At 52.8% G+C, this 16,320-nt stretch carries 17 protein-coding genes; 9 read left to right on the top strand and 8 right to left on the bottom strand.

The features are described 5' to 3' along the window. Nucleotides 1-19: 19 nt before the first annotated feature. Genes ACR02O_RS03270 through ACR02O_RS03255 form a run of 4 tightly spaced genes read right to left on the bottom strand, consistent with a single transcriptional unit; the run spans nt 20 to nt 4,025 of the window. Nucleotides 20-724: a potassium channel family protein gene (locus ACR02O_RS03270; protein ID WP_494522805.1), complete on the bottom strand. Its 705-nt coding sequence runs from the start codon at nt 722-724 to the stop codon at nt 20-22. Next, nucleotides 721-2,325, bottom strand: a complete 1,605-nt coding sequence (locus ACR02O_RS03265; RefSeq protein WP_494522804.1) for an NAD-binding protein — start codon at nt 2,323-2,325, stop codon at nt 721-723. Before ACR02O_RS03265 ends, ACR02O_RS03270 begins: the two co-directional genes overlap by 4 nt. Before the next feature lie 6 nt (nt 2,326-2,331). After that, nucleotides 2,332-3,045, bottom strand: a complete 714-nt coding sequence (locus ACR02O_RS03260) for an SDR family oxidoreductase (RefSeq protein WP_494522803.1) — start codon at nt 3,043-3,045, stop codon at nt 2,332-2,334. Continuing rightward, nucleotides 3,033-4,025 carry an SPL family radical SAM protein gene (locus ACR02O_RS03255; RefSeq protein WP_494523450.1) on the bottom strand — a complete coding sequence of 331 codons (993 nt, stop codon included), beginning with the start codon at nt 4,023-4,025 and terminating at the stop codon, nt 3,033-3,035. The genes ACR02O_RS03260 and ACR02O_RS03255 overlap by 13 nt, the downstream gene beginning before the upstream one ends. Nucleotides 4,026-4,416: 391 nt before the next feature. Here ACR02O_RS03255 and ACR02O_RS03250 point away from each other — a divergent pair, with 391 nt between their 5' ends. Further along, the gene (locus tag ACR02O_RS03250; RefSeq protein WP_494522802.1) at nt 4,417-4,773 is read left to right on the top strand and encodes a hypothetical protein; all 357 of its coding nucleotides are present in this window, start codon (nt 4,417-4,419) and stop codon (nt 4,771-4,773) included. A 61-nt stretch (nt 4,774-4,834) separates the two neighbouring features. Here the strand turns inward: ACR02O_RS03250 and ACR02O_RS03245 are convergent, their stop codons facing one another. Next, the gene (locus ACR02O_RS03245; protein ID WP_494522801.1) at nt 4,835-5,728 is read right to left on the bottom strand and encodes a PilZ domain-containing protein; all 894 of its coding nucleotides are present in this window, start codon (nt 5,726-5,728) and stop codon (nt 4,835-4,837) included. A gap of 107 nt (nt 5,729-5,835) precedes the next feature. Next, nucleotides 5,836-6,426 (bottom strand): LOG family protein, encoded by a 591-nt coding sequence (locus ACR02O_RS03240; protein WP_494522800.1) that lies wholly within the window; start codon nt 6,424-6,426, stop codon nt 5,836-5,838. A 156-nt stretch (nt 6,427-6,582) separates the two neighbouring features. On the opposite strand from ACR02O_RS03240, the gene ribF reads away from it, so the two are divergent. Beyond that, the gene (ribF, locus tag ACR02O_RS03235; protein WP_319962128.1) at nt 6,583-7,527 is read left to right on the top strand and encodes a bifunctional riboflavin kinase/FAD synthetase; all 945 of its coding nucleotides are present in this window, start codon (nt 6,583-6,585) and stop codon (nt 7,525-7,527) included. Next, nucleotides 7,524-7,754, top strand: coding sequence for a DUF1289 domain-containing protein (locus tag ACR02O_RS03230; protein WP_494522799.1), 231 nt, complete (start codon nt 7,524-7,526; stop codon nt 7,752-7,754). Before ribF ends, ACR02O_RS03230 begins: the two co-directional genes overlap by 4 nt. Here the strand turns inward: ACR02O_RS03230 and ACR02O_RS03225 are convergent. Continuing rightward, complete coding sequence (locus tag ACR02O_RS03225; protein ID WP_494522798.1) at nt 7,751-9,232, bottom strand: polysaccharide biosynthesis protein; 1,482 nt, start codon at nt 9,230-9,232, stop codon at nt 7,751-7,753. The two genes, ACR02O_RS03230 and ACR02O_RS03225, sit on opposite strands and share 4 nt — an antisense overlap. A gap of 196 nt (nt 9,233-9,428) precedes the next feature. Next, nucleotides 9,429-10,010: a TetR/AcrR family transcriptional regulator gene (locus ACR02O_RS03220; RefSeq protein WP_494522797.1), complete on the bottom strand. Its 582-nt coding sequence runs from the start codon at nt 10,008-10,010 to the stop codon at nt 9,429-9,431. A gap of 115 nt (nt 10,011-10,125) precedes the next feature. Here ACR02O_RS03220 and ACR02O_RS03215 point away from each other — a divergent pair, with 115 nt between their 5' ends. The 6 genes from ACR02O_RS03215 (at nt 10,126) to ACR02O_RS03190 (ending at nt 16,291) form a co-directional block, all read left to right on the top strand. Beyond that, nucleotides 10,126-10,776 carry a glutathione S-transferase family protein gene (locus tag ACR02O_RS03215; RefSeq protein ID WP_033156937.1) on the top strand — a complete coding sequence of 217 codons (651 nt, stop codon included), beginning with the start codon at nt 10,126-10,128 and terminating at the stop codon, nt 10,774-10,776. 311 nt (nt 10,777-11,087) lie between these two features. Beyond that, nucleotides 11,088-11,855 (top strand): YciC family protein, encoded by a 768-nt coding sequence (locus ACR02O_RS03210; protein ID WP_494522796.1) that lies wholly within the window; start codon nt 11,088-11,090, stop codon nt 11,853-11,855. Next, nucleotides 11,855-12,736 (top strand): DUF4129 domain-containing protein, encoded by an 882-nt coding sequence (locus tag ACR02O_RS03205; RefSeq protein WP_494522795.1) that lies wholly within the window; start codon nt 11,855-11,857, stop codon nt 12,734-12,736. Before ACR02O_RS03210 ends, ACR02O_RS03205 begins: the two co-directional genes overlap by 1 nt. Then, the gene (locus ACR02O_RS03200; RefSeq protein WP_494522794.1) at nt 12,733-14,028 is read left to right on the top strand and encodes a DUF4350 domain-containing protein; all 1,296 of its coding nucleotides are present in this window, start codon (nt 12,733-12,735) and stop codon (nt 14,026-14,028) included. The genes ACR02O_RS03205 and ACR02O_RS03200 overlap by 4 nt, the downstream gene beginning before the upstream one ends. After that, nucleotides 14,025-14,993 carry an AAA family ATPase gene (locus tag ACR02O_RS03195; protein ID WP_033156941.1) on the top strand — a complete coding sequence of 323 codons (969 nt, stop codon included), beginning with the start codon at nt 14,025-14,027 and terminating at the stop codon, nt 14,991-14,993. The genes ACR02O_RS03200 and ACR02O_RS03195 overlap by 4 nt, the downstream gene beginning before the upstream one ends. Beyond that, nucleotides 14,993-16,291, top strand: coding sequence for a DUF58 domain-containing protein (locus ACR02O_RS03190; RefSeq protein ID WP_033156942.1), 1,299 nt, complete (start codon nt 14,993-14,995; stop codon nt 16,289-16,291). Before ACR02O_RS03195 ends, ACR02O_RS03190 begins: the two co-directional genes overlap by 1 nt. Nucleotides 16,292-16,320: the final 29 nt, after the last annotated feature.

The following is a 16,320-nucleotide window of genomic DNA, read 5'->3' as shown; positions in this document are numbered from 1 at the left end:
GATGAAGTCCAAGTGCGGGCTAGATTTTACAAAACTCACTTTCGACGTCTTTTTTGAATGCTCTAATCTCCCGCGAGGGTCCCAAAATCACCAAAATATCGCCAACGCTCAGGCGGCGGTCGAATTCTTCCGCCACAAAATGCAGCTGTTCGCTGACTTGTTTATTGACGATACCGATCAGTATCAAATTGTACTGGGAACTTAAATGCAGCTGCGTGACATGGGCATTCTCCAGATAGCTGTTTTCCGGAATCGCCACCTCAGCCAGATGCAAATCGTGTCTGCCGAAGACAGTGTGATCGAAAAGATCGTGAATGTCCGGCCGCTTCAGCATGTCGTGGATTTTACGCCCGCAGATTTCATAGGGGTCGATAATCTTGTTGGCTCCCGCCGCTATGAGTTTTTCCGCCGACTCTGGACTGTCGACAATCGCCACGATATTCAACGCCTTATCCAGTGCCCGCGCCGATAGCGTTAGAAATACATTTTCCGAGTCCGTGTCGAAAAAGCAAAACAGCGTATCGATATGCGCACCAATGCCGATCAGCTTCAAATCGTCGTCGCTACGGAAATCGATATTGGCGGTTTCGAAGCCGTTTTCCCGCGCCAGCGCCGCTTTGACCGGATCGTGATCGATGACGGTGATTTGATACAGTTCTTTGTCCAGCCGGCTAATCGCCTCGAACGACAGCCGGTTGTAACCGAATACGGCGATGTTTTTCATTTGGGCTGCCTGCTGAATAAACGGCGTTGTTCCACCTGATCGCGAAAATGATCGATACCGTACTTACGGCCCAATAACACCAGCATGTCGCCGTGCCGCAGGATAAAGTCCACTTCCGGATTGAAATAAAAATGTTGCTGATTCACCTGGTATTTATTCTTGTGTTTCAGATGAATCGGATTGTCGCTGATCACTCCCAACAAGGTGAGCTTACGCTGCTGCAAATCCAGTTGGCCGATTTTTTGATTATCCAGCGGCGACTTTTCGCTCACCAACACCGACTCCATCACCGTCTCGGTTTGATTATGCAAAATGCCGGAGATGGCCTCGAAAGCAACGGGCTGACCGACAAATTCCGCCGCCAGCAATCCGGCAATCTCAAACGGCCTGATGACGTTATCAGCGCCGGCCTGGTAGAGCTTATTGACGTTGTCATGTCGATTGGCACGGGAAATTATGCGCAGGTTTTTATTTAAATGCCGGCTGGTTAAGGTCACATAGACGTTAATCACATCGTCGCCGGTAATGCACAGAATGGCGCTGGCACCGCGGCAAATACCGGCGTTGATCAACACTTCATTGTTACTGGCATCGCTTTCTATCGCCAGATAACCGCGTTTCTTAGCCAAATCAATCCGCGCCGACACTCTATCGATGACTAAAAATTTTTGTCTGTCATTGTGTAAATGCCGGGCAATTTCCTGTCCGACCCGGCCAAAACCGCAAATAATGATGAAATTGTCATAGCGATCCAGTTCAGCGTAGGTTCTGGATTCACGCACCGACAGCATTTTCTCGCTGAAGGCGGCAATCAGGATGGAGGTGAAGAACGACAACACGCCCAAACTGGCCAGTATCAAAAAAATTGTCACCCAGCGGCCGCCGGTGGTTTGCGGGGTAATGTCGCCAAAGCCCACCGTCGCCAAAGTCACGATGGTCCAATAAAAGGCGTCGAATAAATTATGGATGCCGCTATCGGTGGCCTGATACTCGAACATGTAAATCGACACGCTGGCGATAAACACCAAAAAGCAGGTGAAGATCAACAAGGTCATCAATTCGAAGCGTTTGCTCGCCAAAGCGTCGGCGAACAATTTGGCGCTATTGGAATAGCGGAATAGTTTGAATAGCCGAAATATGATGAAGATACGCAGGATCGCCAACGGCCGGTAGCTGGGCAAAATGGCCAGGATATCGATAATCGCAAACGGCGAGGTGATGTACTCAATATCCCTGACGAAGGCTTTGCGAAACACCCCGAGCAGATTGAAATCCAGATTCAAATACAGCGCTTTCTCGTATTCCTCGATAATGACTTTATAGGTGTCCGAGTAAATCCAACCCCTGATCAGATATTCGATGATGAATATCATCAAAATCGCCAGCTCGAAATACCCCCCCATTTTGCTGTCTTCGTGCTCTATATCGTAAATCAGAAAAATCACGCTCAAAATCAGCAAGCCGATCATCGTCGCGTCGAAATATTTCTTTTTGCGGCTATGGCTGTTTTCTAACAAATCGTAAAAAAACAGCTTGGCTCTGCGATACCCGTCGGCGGATTTAAGGTAATAAGCGCAATAAACGATGAGTTTGGCTAGCATGTGGGGTTATTTCTTAAATTCGATCACTTTGCTGGAGGGATTTAAATTGATTTCGTCGATGACGCAGTGCGGGCCGGCTTGCAGGATATAAGACACCGCGTCGGCAATATCCTCCGCCAGCAAGGCTTGGCCGGACTGTTTGCCGGGCGCGAACGACAATGCATCAAAAAACGCGGTGTCGACCATGCCCGGATTGACCAAAGACACCCGCACCGAGCTTTTACCGCATTCGTCGCGCAAGGCCTGGCTAAAGCCGCGTAAGGCAAATTTGCTGGCGCAATAGAGGCTGCCGTTGCGGCTGCCTTTTAACGCGGCTTCCGAACCGATATACACCAAGTTGGCATGGGCTTTTTGCTTCAATTTCGGTAACAACGCCCGCGTCAGATAGGCTTGGGCGGTAAAGTTGACGGTCATCAGCGTCTCGATTTGCGCGTAGGAAAACTGCTCCAATCCGCCGAATTGGCCGTAACCCGCAGCAAATATCACCGCATCCAAGGCCGGGAAATCGCTTTGCAACTGCTTGGCAAACGGCGGCAGGTCGGCCAATTGAACTAGATCCAGCTCGCGGCCGATAAAATGGGGGTGATGTTTGGAAAACTTCCGACAGTCGCGCGATGTGCCAATCACGTGATGCCCTTGCGTCAGCAATTGCCGGGCAATCGCCCGACCGATGCCGGAACTGGCGCCGGTCACCAATACCGTGCGCTTTACAGTGTGCATGGGAAATAAGCGCTTTGCGGGATATATTCCAGCAGCATTTGCGCGCAATCGGCCATCATCGCCTGTTCCAGATCGGCGCGGTAAGACACCATGCCGGACGCAGTTTGCAGCGGGCTGGCGAACAATCTTTCATCCGGATATAGCTTATGCATTTTTTTGAAATATTGCTCCGGCAAACGAAACACCCCCAGGCTGACCGAGTGCAGAGCCTGAGCATCAATGGCCGCAAAGACTTGTTCGAACAAGGCCCGGTATTGCTGCCGATAGTCGTGCTGATAAATCAACGGGTCGAAACGCAAACCGATTTGCCAGCCTTGTTGCTGCAATTTGGCGGCGGCTTCGATACGCTTGGCCACCGCCGGGGCTTTGGCTTCCACTTTATCGGCTACCGCATCCGGCGACAGGCTAAATGCCACCACGCAACGCGGCACCACCTCGCGATTCAACAGGCTTCTGATCTGTGTGCTCTTGGTACGCAGTTCCAGCCAGGCATTGGGCAAGTCCGCAAACACCGGCAAAAACTGTTCGGCAAAGTCGGTGACCGGCTCGAACGCCAAGCTGTCGCAATCGTAACCCGAGAAAAAATACACATCCTGATCCGGCGTTTGCAGACAGGTCTGGCGAATCTCATCTTGAAAATCTTCGTAATTTACAAACAGCACATAATTGGCCGACTGGTACATGCCTTGCAAAAAGCAGTAACGGCAGTCGTACAAGCAATTGAGCATGTGCGAAAAATAATAATTGCGTTGGCCGCCGATGCCATAGCCAGCCGGCGCGGGCAACACGAACTTTTGGTATTTTTCCGCCAGAATCAGCGCCGGATGTTGCTTTTGTAAGCGAAAGTTCTGCGCCTTGGGATTGAACACCTCGCCGTATCGTTCGCACACCACTGTCCGTGCTTGCGGAAAACGCCGCCGAATCGTCGCTACGCGCGGGTGCTGCTCGATAGCGGATTCGATGTATAGCGTGTCTATCATGATGGCTGAATGCGGCAAAAGGCGGGAGAGCATTATAAATGATTGCCGGCGACAGGACGCCAGCTTGCGCCCGATAAATCTGCAAATCCGCGCGTTGCGGCCACTTGTCGCAACTGCCCGGCGCAAATGGTCCGTTGCCGGCACGCTAAATCCGTTATGATGGCGCCTGAAAAGCAATAACGTTTTTCAATTGGACCCAGTAGGAAAAAAGATACTTCCCATCAGCATGGATTTGCTTCAAGCCTTTTGCCGGCTATATGGCAAAGGGTGCTGTACCGGTGCTACTTCACGACGAACTTAGACCTATAAGTTGCCGGTGCAAAAAATCTATTCTGTGATGACGTGTTTTTTAGGGCATTGGACCTATTAACCATCACACAAAATCTACTTAATGAAATTATTTACAAAAGCAGTTTTAACGCTGTCATTCGCAGCATCTTTGAGTCTGGTCAACGTTTGTGCCTTTGCTGCCGAAGAAGCGCCAGTTGCAGCAGCACAATCAGGCACCGCAGGCATTATCGCTCACATCGAAAAAGCACTGGTTGAAGTGAGCAAAAGCGATTTCTCCGCTGCGCAGATTCATCTGAAAGCCGCCAGAACCAGTTCCGAAGCGATTGCCGGCAACTCCGAAGCCGCGAAAAAAGCTCACGCCTCTTTGATGCAAGGACAGATCCAGTCTAAAGCCGGTAACGTAGCTAAAGCTACTGAAGAATTGACCAAGACTATCGAACTGTATAAAGCGCTGTAAGGCTTGAACAGGGCTGGGCTGTAATGTCGGTCCAGCCTAATTCAGGGGCAAACCATAGCACCTACATCCCAAAATAGGCATAGCCGGTCACGGCTATAACGCCGATTCCGACAATCTTGATCTTATCCACCAGCGCTTGCTGGCTCCAAAAATAAAGACAACTGGCTTTTTTGCGGCACCAGAAGGCTATCAGGCTATTGCCGGCCCGCCGACAATGACGGGGAATAACGCGCCAAAGGAAATACAGGCCAACCAGGCCTAGCGTACACAGAATGTAAAAAACGATGACTTGGGTAGTATGCGTATCGGTATGGAATGCGTGTTCGATGACATGGTCCAGATTGTATTCGGCATACTCGAACATCAAGTGTGCCACATGCAAAACCACTTCGAGAACATGATGGATCAAGCCCATCAGCAGCCCGAATGCGGCATCCGGCATGGCCAGAATTAATAAGACCAGGCTTAACAGCAGGCCGTTCACGGCCCGCTGTTGTGTTTTGGTTTTGTCGATATGCTTGTTTAACAGCGCCGTGTCTTCATGCGTCAAATTGACGAATTGGGCGCCGATTAAATACGGATAACGGTCGTTTTCGTAAGGGTTGCTGGGCTTGCAATACACCACCTTACAGCAGGTCATGATTGCGGTCATATTGGATAACAGCAATATTCGCAGCATTAGATAATCGCCGGCTTGCAGCGGCTCTTGCGCAGTAAAGGCGATACCGCTGGCGCTGATACTGACGTTGAGCGTGTCGTTTTCCCTGCTTTGCGAATCGGGTAGCGCTTGAGGCGAGACGGTATCGGGCGGATTGCTGTTGCCGAGTAAATCATGGAAATTTTCCGGCGCTTGCATTTGTCCATCATAATCAAGCTTGCGATAGAACAGATTGGCTTGCTCATGGATGCGAAAAGCCACTCTGCGATTCAATTTCTTGCCGTTTACCTTAGCCATATTAATCAAACCCTAAAAATCGCCTGTTACGTAGTGTCGATGATAGTCCAAGACCGTAAACTCTCAATCCGCATAAAAATAGCCCGGACGCAGACTGGCGCGATTGCTCAGGTGTCGTCTTTACTGACCCACTGTTTTACGGCAGGCGCCTGGTAACTGACATAGCGGTCCAGCAACAAATTTGGGTCGGACTCGACCATTAACATGCCGCGGTGATGCGGTTTGACGAATTGCTCCGCCGCGACGTGGTCCAGAAAATTAATCAAGGCATCGTAATAGCCCGCCACGTTTAATACGCCGCAGGGTTTTTGATGAAAGCCAAGCTGCGCCCAGGTCCAAATCTCGAATAACTCTTCAAGCGTGCCGATGCCGCCGGGTAGCGCGATAAAGCCGTCCGCCAGTTCGGCCATCAGCATTTTTCGCTCGTGCATGGATTGGGTGACGTGCAATTCGGTGAGGTTGGGATGGGCGACCTCCTTGTGCGCCAAGGCTTTGGGTATAACGCCAATGGCTTGGCCGCCGAGCTTTAACACCTGATCCGCCACCGTGCCCATGATGCCGATGCCGGCGCCGCCATAAATCAAGCGGATGTTGCGGCTGACCAGGGCTTGGGCCAGCGCCTGCGCGGCCTTGCCGTAAGCATCTAGCCGGCCGGGACTGGAACCGCAATAGATGCAAATGCTGTTTATCGTTGTCATGTCGGATATGCCGGAGAATTAGGGTGGCTTATATTCGGTGGAAAACCATGACGCGGCAAGACGAAATTTACTGCCGCCCCATGCATGGGCAACTGCCAGCATGGTCGCTCAAGGGCTGTTACTGATAGAATTAGTCTTTTTAGCCAAGCAGTCATCATGCGCTTAATCCGGGGTTTGAATCATCTTGAGCCGTTACGCGACGGCTGCGTGTTGACCATAGGCAACTTCGACGGTCTGCATCTTGGGCACAAGTTGGTCATCGAAAAGCTGGCCGAGCATGGCCGGCGGTTGAATTTGCCAACGGTGGCAATGGTCTTTGAACCTCAACCGTTGGAGTATTTCCTCGGCGACCACGCACCGTCCAGACTGACCCGGTTGCGCGAAAAAACCATTCAGTTTGCTAAATTACCGGTCGATGAATTGCTGGTTTTACCCTTTAACCGCAGCCTGGCCGATTGCGATGCGGAGCATTTCATTCGCGACATTTTGGTCGAGCGCTTGCGCGTCAAGCATTTGGTGGTCGGGGACGATTTTCACTTTGGTAAGGCGCGGCGCGGCAATTTTGCGCTGTTGCAGCATCGCGGTCAGGAGTATGGTTTTGCGGTGGAAGATAGCCATTCTTTCGAGCTGGCCGGTTTGCGAGTCAGCAGCACGCTGATTCGCGATGCCCTGGGCGAAGGCCAATTGGCGCAGGCCACGCTGATGCTGGGCCGGGATTATTCGGTCTGCGGCCGGGTGGCGCACGGCGACAAGCGCGGCAGGGAGTTGGGCTTTCCTACGGCCAATGTCAGAATGTTTAGAAAGAATACCCCCGTCGTCGGCGTATTCGCGGTGACGATGACCGGCTTGAATGGCAACGAGTACCAAGGGGTCGCCAATGTCGGCACCCGCCCCACCTTCGACGGTGGTGCCAAAGTGGTCTTGGAAACGCATTTATTCAACTTCAATCAAGACATTTATGGGCATTACGTGGAAGTGCATTTTAAAAAGAAGCTGCGCGACGAAATCCGTTTTGCCTCGCTGAGCGAATTGAAACTGCAAATCAGCCGGGATGTCGAACAGGCTCAGCAGTTTTTCAGTGAAACATTGGATATGAAATGATTAACTCCGCAAACTTCCCGACATCGCCTTGTGTCCGTAACTGTTGCCTGAACGACGACGATATTTGCTTGGGCTGTTACCGCTCACTGGATGAAATCCGCCTGTGGTCTAGCGCGGATACGCAGACTCGCGAACTGTTTTTGCAGCAGGCTGCCGAGCGGCGTAGCAAGATTTTGCAAGCCACTCGGTTGAGGTCTGCTTATGTCGAACAGTTGCCAAAAGCTTAAGCGCTACGCCGCCTTTGTAATATCGGCCTGACATCCAGCCAAGCCGCGATGCCTATATAAGTAGCCAAGCCCAGGCTACCGGCCAGCCAGACATTCACCTGATAAATAGCCAACACGTAGCGGTTGGCAAAATATAGCGCCAGACCCAATGCAAAATAACCGGTGATCTTCATGAGCGGATAGCTCACCGGATAATAATGCCGTCCCAAAGCCCAAGATAAAACCACCATAAACAAATAACAAGCCAGCGTTGCCCAGGCCGAACCGACATAGCCCCAAATCGGTATCCAACAGATATTCAAAACAATCGTCAGGCCTGCTCCGGCCAGCGACACCCAGGCGCCCAAGCCGGTGCGGTCGCTCAGTTTGTACCAGACTGACAGATTGACATAGATCCCCAGCAGCAAATTAGCCATCAGTAATATCGGCACCACCTCCAGGCCCACTCGATACTCTTCGCCGATAAAATACTTGAACAGATCGATGAATAGCATCACCACTAAAAAGATAAACACGCCGGCGATGACGAAATACTGCATCACCAGTGCATAAGCGCGTTTGGCGTCTGCGCGGCCGGCATAGGAAAAGAAAAACGGTTCGCCGGCGTAGCGAAAGGCCTGCACGAACAAACTCATCAAAATCGACAGCTTGTAGCAGGCACCGTAGATGCCCAGCATCTTCAGGTTGGTGGACAAATCGTAAGGCAGCAAGACTTTCAGAATCGCCCTATCCAGCATCTCGTTGACCATGCCGGCAAAGCCGATGATGACCATGGGCAGGGAGTAGCGGAGCATCGGTCCGAGCACGCGCGGGTCGAGCTGGAAACGCACCGCGCGAAATTGCGGCAGTAACAGCAGCAGCTTGCAAACACTGGCGGCCAGATTGGCTAAAAATATGTAACCCACGCCCAGTTTAGGGTCGTAATAAGCGGCCAGTGCGCTATCCGGCCAGTAGCTTTTCAGCTTGGGCCAAACCAACAAAAACAGTAGATTCAAGCCGATGGCGATGAAAATCTCGCTCATCTTGATACCGGCAAAACGCCAGGCCCGGTTCTCGGCGCGCAATCGGGCAAACGGCAATGCCGACAGGGCATCCAGCGCTAGAAGCCAGCCGAACCACAACAAATACTCCGGATGCTGCGGATATTGCAGCCAGTCGGCCAGCGGCTGTTGCCAATAGTAGATTGCTGCGATGAAGCCGAGACTGGTAATCAACAGAAAACCCAGGGCGTTACGATAGACTTCATCGCTACTAAACTCTTGTCGTTGTCGAAACCGGAAATAACCGGTCTCCAGACCCAGCACCAACAGCACCGCAAAAAATCCGGCATAGGCGTAAAACTCGGAGACCACGCCGTATTCGCCGGCGCTGAAGGTGTAGGTGTACAGCGGCACCAGCAGATAATTCAAAAAACGGCCGACAATACTGCTGAGACCGTAGATGGCGGTTTGGGAGACGAGTTGGCGTAGTGAGCTCAAAAGCAGTTGGATCCAAAGAATGATGAGACCTCTCGCTGAGGTCTAAGGTAGCCATATTGTAAGGTAGTTGCCGGCAGCGTGGCTTATTAACCCGGCCCAATTTATCCCGTGCCCCGTTCGGGCTGGGCTCGTCGAAGCCTGAGGCGGTTGGCCCTTAGATAGACTCAGTACCCTCAGGATATAAAGACGAGCAGTGTTAACAGGATGGTTCTGCGTGGCTTAGACTTTGCTCGATCAGAATGTTTGCAGCCGCCGAGGCGGTGCGCATCGCTCCCGACTGTCGGCGCATCTGTTCACTGACGATGGCCCCGGAAATCAGCATGGCCAATTGCCGGGACAGTTGCTCCGAGTCCTGCGCGCCGGCTTGCCGGGCCAAATCGGCCAATATTGCCCGGAAGGTATCGGAAAATTCGGCGGCAGCCAATTGCACCGGATTGGAGGCTTCCGCAAATTCGGCGGAAGCATTGATAAACGGGCAGCCACGAAACTCCGGGCTGGATGATAATTCATCGAATACCGCAAACACCGCCAGCAACTTTTGCTTGGGTTCGCTGGCGCGCTGTTCCATACCGATAAGGATACGATTCAGCATAGCCTCCCGGCTTTTGCTTAGATGCGCCAAGACTAGATCGTCTTTTGACGGAAAGTACTTATACAGACTCATTTTGGTGGTGCCAGCGGCTTTGACAATCGCATCGACGCCGGTGGCCTTGATGCCTTGGCTGTAAAACAACGCAGAGGCGGTTTGCAAAATGTGATCTTGGAGATTACGGGCCATAATTTAAGTACCTGGAAAAAACAGCTTGCAACTATACAGACCGGTATGTATTATTTCAATAGACTGACCGGTCTGTTATAGCGCAGTCTTTAATTCAACTACTGGAGATTATTCGATGATTACTTTGTACGGCGTGGCAATCAGCAACTATTACAACAAAGTCAAATTTGCGTTGATGGAAAAGGATATAGCATTCATCGAAGAGTTTACGCCACCTAGTCAGAGCGAGGATTTGTTGCAACGATCCCCGCTGGGAAAAGTCCCGTTCATCAAAACCAGCGACGGTTATCTATCCGAATCGCAAGCGATTCTGGAGTATCTGGAAGATGCATTTCCAGAACATCCGCTGTATCCGGCCGATGCTTACGAGCGCGGCAAATGCCGGGAGTTTATCCAACATCTTGAATTGAACGTCGAACTGATTGCGCGCCGCCTGTATGGGGAGTTTCTGTTCGGCAACACCGTATCGGCAGAAACCAAGGACGAAGTCAGAGCCAAGCTCGATACCGGATTAAAGGGCTTAGCCAAACTGCTGAAATTATCGCCCTATGCCCTGGGCGACCGTTTTAGTACGGCAGACATCGTGGCTTGGCCGCATCTGCAATTGGTGGGCTTTGCCACCCAAAAAATCTACGGGGAGAATTTGGTGAATACGCATATTCCGGGCATTGAAGCTTATATACAACTAATCGAAAGTCGCCCGCACGCGCAAATAGTGGGTGCCGACCGGGCAAAGGCGTTAGAAGCCTTTTTTCGGAATAAATAGTCCCCGCTCTGCTATTCCTCAGGTGATTTAGCACAAGACCCTCTTATCACTTTCTGGCATTAAGCCGTCGGCGTAATGATGCCGGCGGCCACTCCATAGTGATTTGCGTATTCCGATCAAATCAGTCAAGGCGGACCGACCGAGTGGAGTCCCTGCTGTGCTAGGGCTTCGGCGCCTGCTATTCAGGACATTTACGCATAGACCAATTCAGAACTAATTGTCTATACTTCGCTTCCTAACGGCTATCACAATTTGTTTTCGAACATTTAGCGGGAGCCAAGCTCCGCAACCTTCAATTTAGGAATTTACTCATGCGACTATTAGCCACTGAACCCGCCAGTATTGCGAAAATTTTGGATGCCAGTATCAAACTGTACTCGGCCTGCTTCAGCAGACTATGGGGCATTCTTTCAATACTTGCCGTGCTGTATATCGCCATGGGTTTGCTGACTGCAACTTTGCAGCCCGATCCGGCCGCACCACAGACTGCGGCGCTGGAATTATTGTCTGAGAACCTGTTACTGATATTAGCGTTTGTCATTGTCTTCTCCTTGGTGTCTTTCGTGCTCTATGCCGCCCTTATTTACCGCTTGGATAATGTGACCAATGAACGGGAAGACAGTTTTTCCGAAGCGATAACGGCCGGATTCAGAGCCTTTCCCTCTATGTTCCTCGCCGCGTTCCTGTACATGGTTGTGATAATCGTGGGCTATATCCTGCTACTGATACCGGGCTTGATCTTGACCTTATCGCTGATGTTTTATCTCTATTTCATCGTCATCGACGGCCTTGGCGGCTATAGAGCTCTTAGAGCCAGCCACTCTTTGGTTTGGGGACATTGGTGGCGGACTGCGACAATCTTTACCGTACCGATGATCATCTGGATGGCAGTGATGTTTGCGCTGGGGTTTTTGATGGCGTTTCTGGCGCCGGCAGACAATCAAGTCTTGATGCAGATTTTGATGAATTTATTGTCGGTGTTTTTCATGCCCTATTTTTTCGCGCTGGGTTACGTGCAGTTTCACGACTTGAAGTTGCGTAAATCGGGCAGCGACCTTGCCTCTCGCCTAGGCAGATAATGCGGTTTGCTGCTTTATTGCTGTTGTGTCTGGCCGGCTCATCCCAGGCGCAAGACAACAGCTTACAAGCCTGCCTGAACCTTGCCCGGCAACAATCCGGGCAACAGCTAGATATTAAAAAAGACTGTCCGTTTCTGTTCAAGGAGTTGGCAAACCAGGGCCTGCTGACCAGTTTCGATCCACCATTAACTGCCGACGTTAGCGCCACGCAACTGGCGCTTTTAGCCGACAGTCTGAATAATTCTGGGACCATCCGCCAGGAAGGCCTGACGCTATTGTTAGCTGAAATTTTGATCACGCCAACCGACGACTCGCAAGCGAATTGGTGGCAAGCCGTCCTGAACTGGCTGAATAGCCTCAAGCCGGCGGACCATGAAGACCAATACCAGCAATTGCAGCGCTGGCTCGCGGCCTTGAAGCCATCGCAACAAGCGGCCGAGATTATCATCTACGTGTCGATTGCCTTATTACTGGCGCTATCGGCCTGGCTGGTGATTAGCGAGTTGTATCAGGCCGGGGTTTTTCGCAAATTTTCCGGCAAGCGCCAGCCCGTCACTCCCGCCGATAAGCTCGCTGAAACGCAGTCATTAGCTTCGCATCCGGCGATTAAGACCGTAACCCCGCAAGCTCAAATCGGCGCATTGCTGGCGCAACTGATAAACGCACTAATCCAGCGCCAACTGCTTCCGGCCGACCCCAGCCTGACCCATCGGCAACTCGTTAGTCATTTTCAACAACAAGCCCGACAACCGGACTCGGCATTTTCCCGTTTGGTCCGCCAAGCCGAACCCTTGCTTTACGGCCATCGCCCTGTTGATGCGGACTTGGTCGGCAATTACCGGCGCGAGGTGCAGGCGCTATTGGGCAATTTGCGCTCATGAAAGAACGCTTGATTACTCTTCTAACCGCACTGGCGGCATTGGCGCTGGTGATTTTGTTGTTGTCGCCGCGCCATCCCGATGCGCAGAAGCCGCTATCGCTACCGACCAGCGAAGACCGCGGAGCAGATGGTCTGAAAGGGCTTTTTACCTGGCTACAACGCGAAGGACTGAATGTCGTCAGTTTTCGCAAACGCTACAGCGATCTGCATAAGGACAAAACCCTTCCGGAGCGCGGCAATGTGCTGATTGCCAGCATGCCCGCTTCCAAAGAAATCCGAGAAACGGAGTGGCCGGCGCTGGCGGACTGGCTGGAGCAAGGCAACACGCTGATCGTTCTAGGCGCCGTGTATCAACACCCGGGCTGGGCCGCTGCCGAGGATTGCTTTTGCGATGTTAAGGAACTTTTGTCACGCTACGACTGGATCCTGGATTCCGCAGATCAACAAGACGAGCCAAACACCCCGGAAACACAGACGGATCAAACCCTGCAAAGCACCCTAAACACCCTACAAAACAGCCTCAAAGGCGCTCTCCCGCAAGACAGCCAGTTGCTTGCTCAATCCTCGCACCCCCTGCTGCAGGGCGTAACCATCCTACAGACCCAAACCTCGGCAGACTTGTTAAAAGCCGCATGGACGCTAACCGGCAGCGAACCTGAGAATCTCTCGCTGCGCTTGCTGTCCGAGCGCGATAGCCATCTCACCACCGCCTGGTGGATGAATGCCGGCGCCGGCCGGATCGTGTTGCTGCTGACCCCGGATTTGTTTAGTAACCAGCGGTTGGGGCAAGCAGACAACGCCCGGTTTATCGGCAATTTGCTCAAGCAATCCCTCGCGCCAGCAGGCCGATTGCTGTTCGACGATTACCATTTCGGCTTGTCCGAACTATACGATCCCGAGCACTTTTTTAAAGACCAACGGCTGCATCAAACCTTGTGGTGCTTTGGCATATTCTGGCTGCTTTACGTGGCCGGCTACACCAGCCGCCTGGCGCCGGTGCGCCAAGCCGGCAGTCAACTATCCACCCGGGATTTCATCAAGGTTACCGCCGAATTTTTCGCGCGCCGCCTGAACCAGCCTGTATTGGCCGAGGCCCTGGTTAAGCATCTGCTGGCGGATATTCATGCTCGGCGGGGCATGCGCAGCGAAGCGGAAGTCTGGCTTTGGCTGGAACAGCATAGCCGGGTAAGCAACGATCAGATCACACTATTAAAACGGGCGTTAGCCAAACAACGTCTTTCATTACTGCGTTTATCCAACACTATTACTTACATCAGGACAGTCACGCTATGAGCAACAACGCGGCGCAAAATTTGAATCTCCACCTGCGGCAACAAATAGGCAAGGTGGTATTCGGCATGGATGAGGTGCTGCATGGCTTGGTCATCGTCTGGATTGCCGACGGCCATGTGCTGCTGGAAGGTGCGCCGGGCCTGGGGAAAACCCTGTTGGCCAAATCACTGGCGCAATTGATGAGCGGCAGTTTCGGGCGCATCCAAGGCACCGCCGATCTGATGCCGTCCGATATTACCGGTCTGCATATCTTCAACACCGAGGCTAACAGTTTCGAATTCGTCCCCGGCCCCTTGTTCAACGAAGTGGTGCTGGTTGATGAAATCAACCGCGCCGGCCCCAAGACCCAATCGGCATTGTTGCAGGCAATGGAAGAAAAACTGGTGACGCTGGATAGAAAAACCTACCCGCTAGCAGAAAACTTTTTTCTGATTGCCGCTCAAAACCCCTTCGATTTCGAGGGCGTTTATCCCTTGCTGGAATCGCAACTGGATCGCTTTTTGGTGCGTCTGGACATTAACTATCCGCAACTGCCGGCGGAGGTGGCGGTGCTCAGGCACTACGATAAACCGGGCGGCGGGCACAGCACGGCGTTGCAACAAATCCAAGCCCTGCCCGATACGCTACTGCAGCAAGCGCGCCAAGAAGCCGCCGCTGTTCACGTTGAAGACTGTTTGTACCAATATGCCATCATGCTGGCGGAAGCCAGCCGTAACCATCCGCGTTTAAGCCTGGGCCTGTCGACCCGCGGCGCACTTGCCATCATTCGCTGCGCACGGGTTGAAGCGGTGCTGGACGGCCGCGATTTCCTGATCCCCGATGACATCAAAGCGGTCGCGCCGCTGGTAGTCGGGCATCGTTTACTGCTCAGTTCCGAAGCCATGCTGGAAGGTTACTCCGCCATTCAAATCTACCGGGAAATCGAAAATCAGGTCGCCGTTCCCCGCAGTGCGGAAGCGAAATAATGTCGATATCGCGTTTGACACTGCTGCTGGCCGGCTTGATTGTTCTGCTGGCCATCGCCGGTATCTGGAGCGGCGAGCCGCTGCAAGGTTTCTGGCGATGGCCGGCGGCCTTGCTGATAACGCTGATGGCTTGGGAACGCTTCAGGTTGATGGACAATATTGAGTTGCATAGACAAGTTCCGGCCACTTTGGCACTGGGCGAGTCAGTCGGCTACAGCATTCAAGTCTGCAATCGGGCCGGCGCCAAGGTCCGCTTCGAAACCCAAAGCGACTACCCTGCCGCGATTGTCGGCGACAACTCGCTGCAGCGTTGGCTACTGGGCGCACATGAAACCCAAAGCCGGCAGTTTTCGATTACGCCCACCCGCTTGGGCGGCACGTCCTTGGGCAGTTTGTATGTAAAACAGCTGGGCGCGTTCGGCTTGTGCTGGTGGACGCGGCGGATAGACGACGATATCGCCATGCGGATAGAACCCGCCCGGCTGAACAACTTTGTAGACCTATCCGGCATGCAGCAGCTTGGTAGCCGCGGCAGCGTCCAGGCTCGCAGTAGTGGCGTCGAGTTTTTGGATTTAAGCGAGTATCGGCGCGGCGATTCCTTGCGCAGCATAGACTGGAAGGCCACGGCCCGGCGCGGCAAGCCGATGGTGCGGCACTTCGAGCGCGAACATTTGCTGGAAATTGCGGTGCTGATCGATTGCGGTTTGAGCAGCCGCCTGCAAAGCGAACACATGGACCGCTTACATCATTACATCAATGTCGCCGCCAAATTGACGGAATTTGCCAGCTACCAAGGCGACCGGATCGCCTGTCTGGCCTACGCCCAACAAACTGTCGATAAAACGCCGATGGCCGGCGGCATGAACTCGGTCCGGGCCATACGTCAGCTGTTGAGCCGGCTCACAGTGTTTAACGAGAACGGCAATGCCCTGAATGCCGCACTGGAGGTCAAGCAACTGCTGAAACGGCGCGGTCTGGTGATTTTCCTGACCGAACTGGAACAGCCGGAAGCCGCTTTGCAGTTGGTTCAAGCCGGGAAATTACTTTCCACCAAACATCAAGTCCTGGTCGCCACAGTCGATGAGCCGGCGATTGGCGACGATCTGAAACAAAACGGGGTCTACTGGCAGGACCCTTATCGGAAATTCGCCATTCTCGAATACCTGCGCGGCCGCGAGTTGACCCGCAAGCGTTTACAGGGCAGTGGGGTAGCGGTAACCAGCGCCACCGCACAGAATCTGGACCGGCGGATACTGGCTTATTACCGGAACAAGCGCGACACCATCGCGGCAGCCTGATGTTAAATACCCGGTACCAACCTGTGTAA

It is taken from the genome of Methylomonas sp. PHL2-19 (assembly GCF_059331595.1).
This window is presented reverse-complemented; position numbering and strand designations above follow the sequence as displayed.

Bases quoted from the DNA above. Each gene is read 5' to 3' on its own strand.
- ACR02O_RS03270 (WP_494522805.1), bottom strand. From the start codon at position 724: ATGAAAAACATCGCCGTATTCGGTTACAACCGGCTGTCGTTCGAGGCG.
- ACR02O_RS03265 (WP_494522804.1), bottom strand. From the start codon at position 2,325: ATGCTAGCCAAACTCATCGTTTATTGCGCTTATTACCTTAAATCCGCC.
- ACR02O_RS03260 (WP_494522803.1), bottom strand. From the start codon at position 3,045: ATGCACACTGTAAAGCGCACGGTATTGGTGACCGGCGCCAGTTCCGGC.
- ACR02O_RS03255 (WP_494523450.1), bottom strand. From the start codon at position 4,025: ATGATAGACACGCTATACATCGAATCCGCTATCGAGCAGCACCCGCGC.
- ACR02O_RS03250 (WP_494522802.1), top strand. From the start codon at position 4,417: ATGAAATTATTTACAAAAGCAGTTTTAACGCTGTCATTCGCAGCATCT.
- ACR02O_RS03245 (WP_494522801.1), bottom strand. From the start codon at position 5,728: ATGGCTAAGGTAAACGGCAAGAAATTGAATCGCAGAGTGGCTTTTCGC.
- ACR02O_RS03240 (WP_494522800.1), bottom strand. From the start codon at position 6,426: ATGACAACGATAAACAGCATTTGCATCTATTGCGGTTCCAGTCCCGGC.
- ribF (WP_319962128.1), top strand. From the start codon at position 6,583: ATGCGCTTAATCCGGGGTTTGAATCATCTTGAGCCGTTACGCGACGGC.
- ACR02O_RS03230 (WP_494522799.1), top strand. From the start codon at position 7,524: ATGATTAACTCCGCAAACTTCCCGACATCGCCTTGTGTCCGTAACTGT.
- ACR02O_RS03220 (WP_494522797.1), bottom strand. From the start codon at position 10,010: ATGGCCCGTAATCTCCAAGATCACATTTTGCAAACCGCCTCTGCGTTG.
- ACR02O_RS03215 (WP_033156937.1), top strand. From the start codon at position 10,126: ATGATTACTTTGTACGGCGTGGCAATCAGCAACTATTACAACAAAGTC.
- ACR02O_RS03210 (WP_494522796.1), top strand. From the start codon at position 11,088: ATGCGACTATTAGCCACTGAACCCGCCAGTATTGCGAAAATTTTGGAT.
- ACR02O_RS03205 (WP_494522795.1), top strand. From the start codon at position 11,855: ATGCGGTTTGCTGCTTTATTGCTGTTGTGTCTGGCCGGCTCATCCCAG.
- ACR02O_RS03200 (WP_494522794.1), top strand. From the start codon at position 12,733: ATGAAAGAACGCTTGATTACTCTTCTAACCGCACTGGCGGCATTGGCG.
- ACR02O_RS03195 (WP_033156941.1), top strand. From the start codon at position 14,025: ATGAGCAACAACGCGGCGCAAAATTTGAATCTCCACCTGCGGCAACAA.
- ACR02O_RS03190 (WP_033156942.1), top strand. From the start codon at position 14,993: ATGTCGATATCGCGTTTGACACTGCTGCTGGCCGGCTTGATTGTTCTG.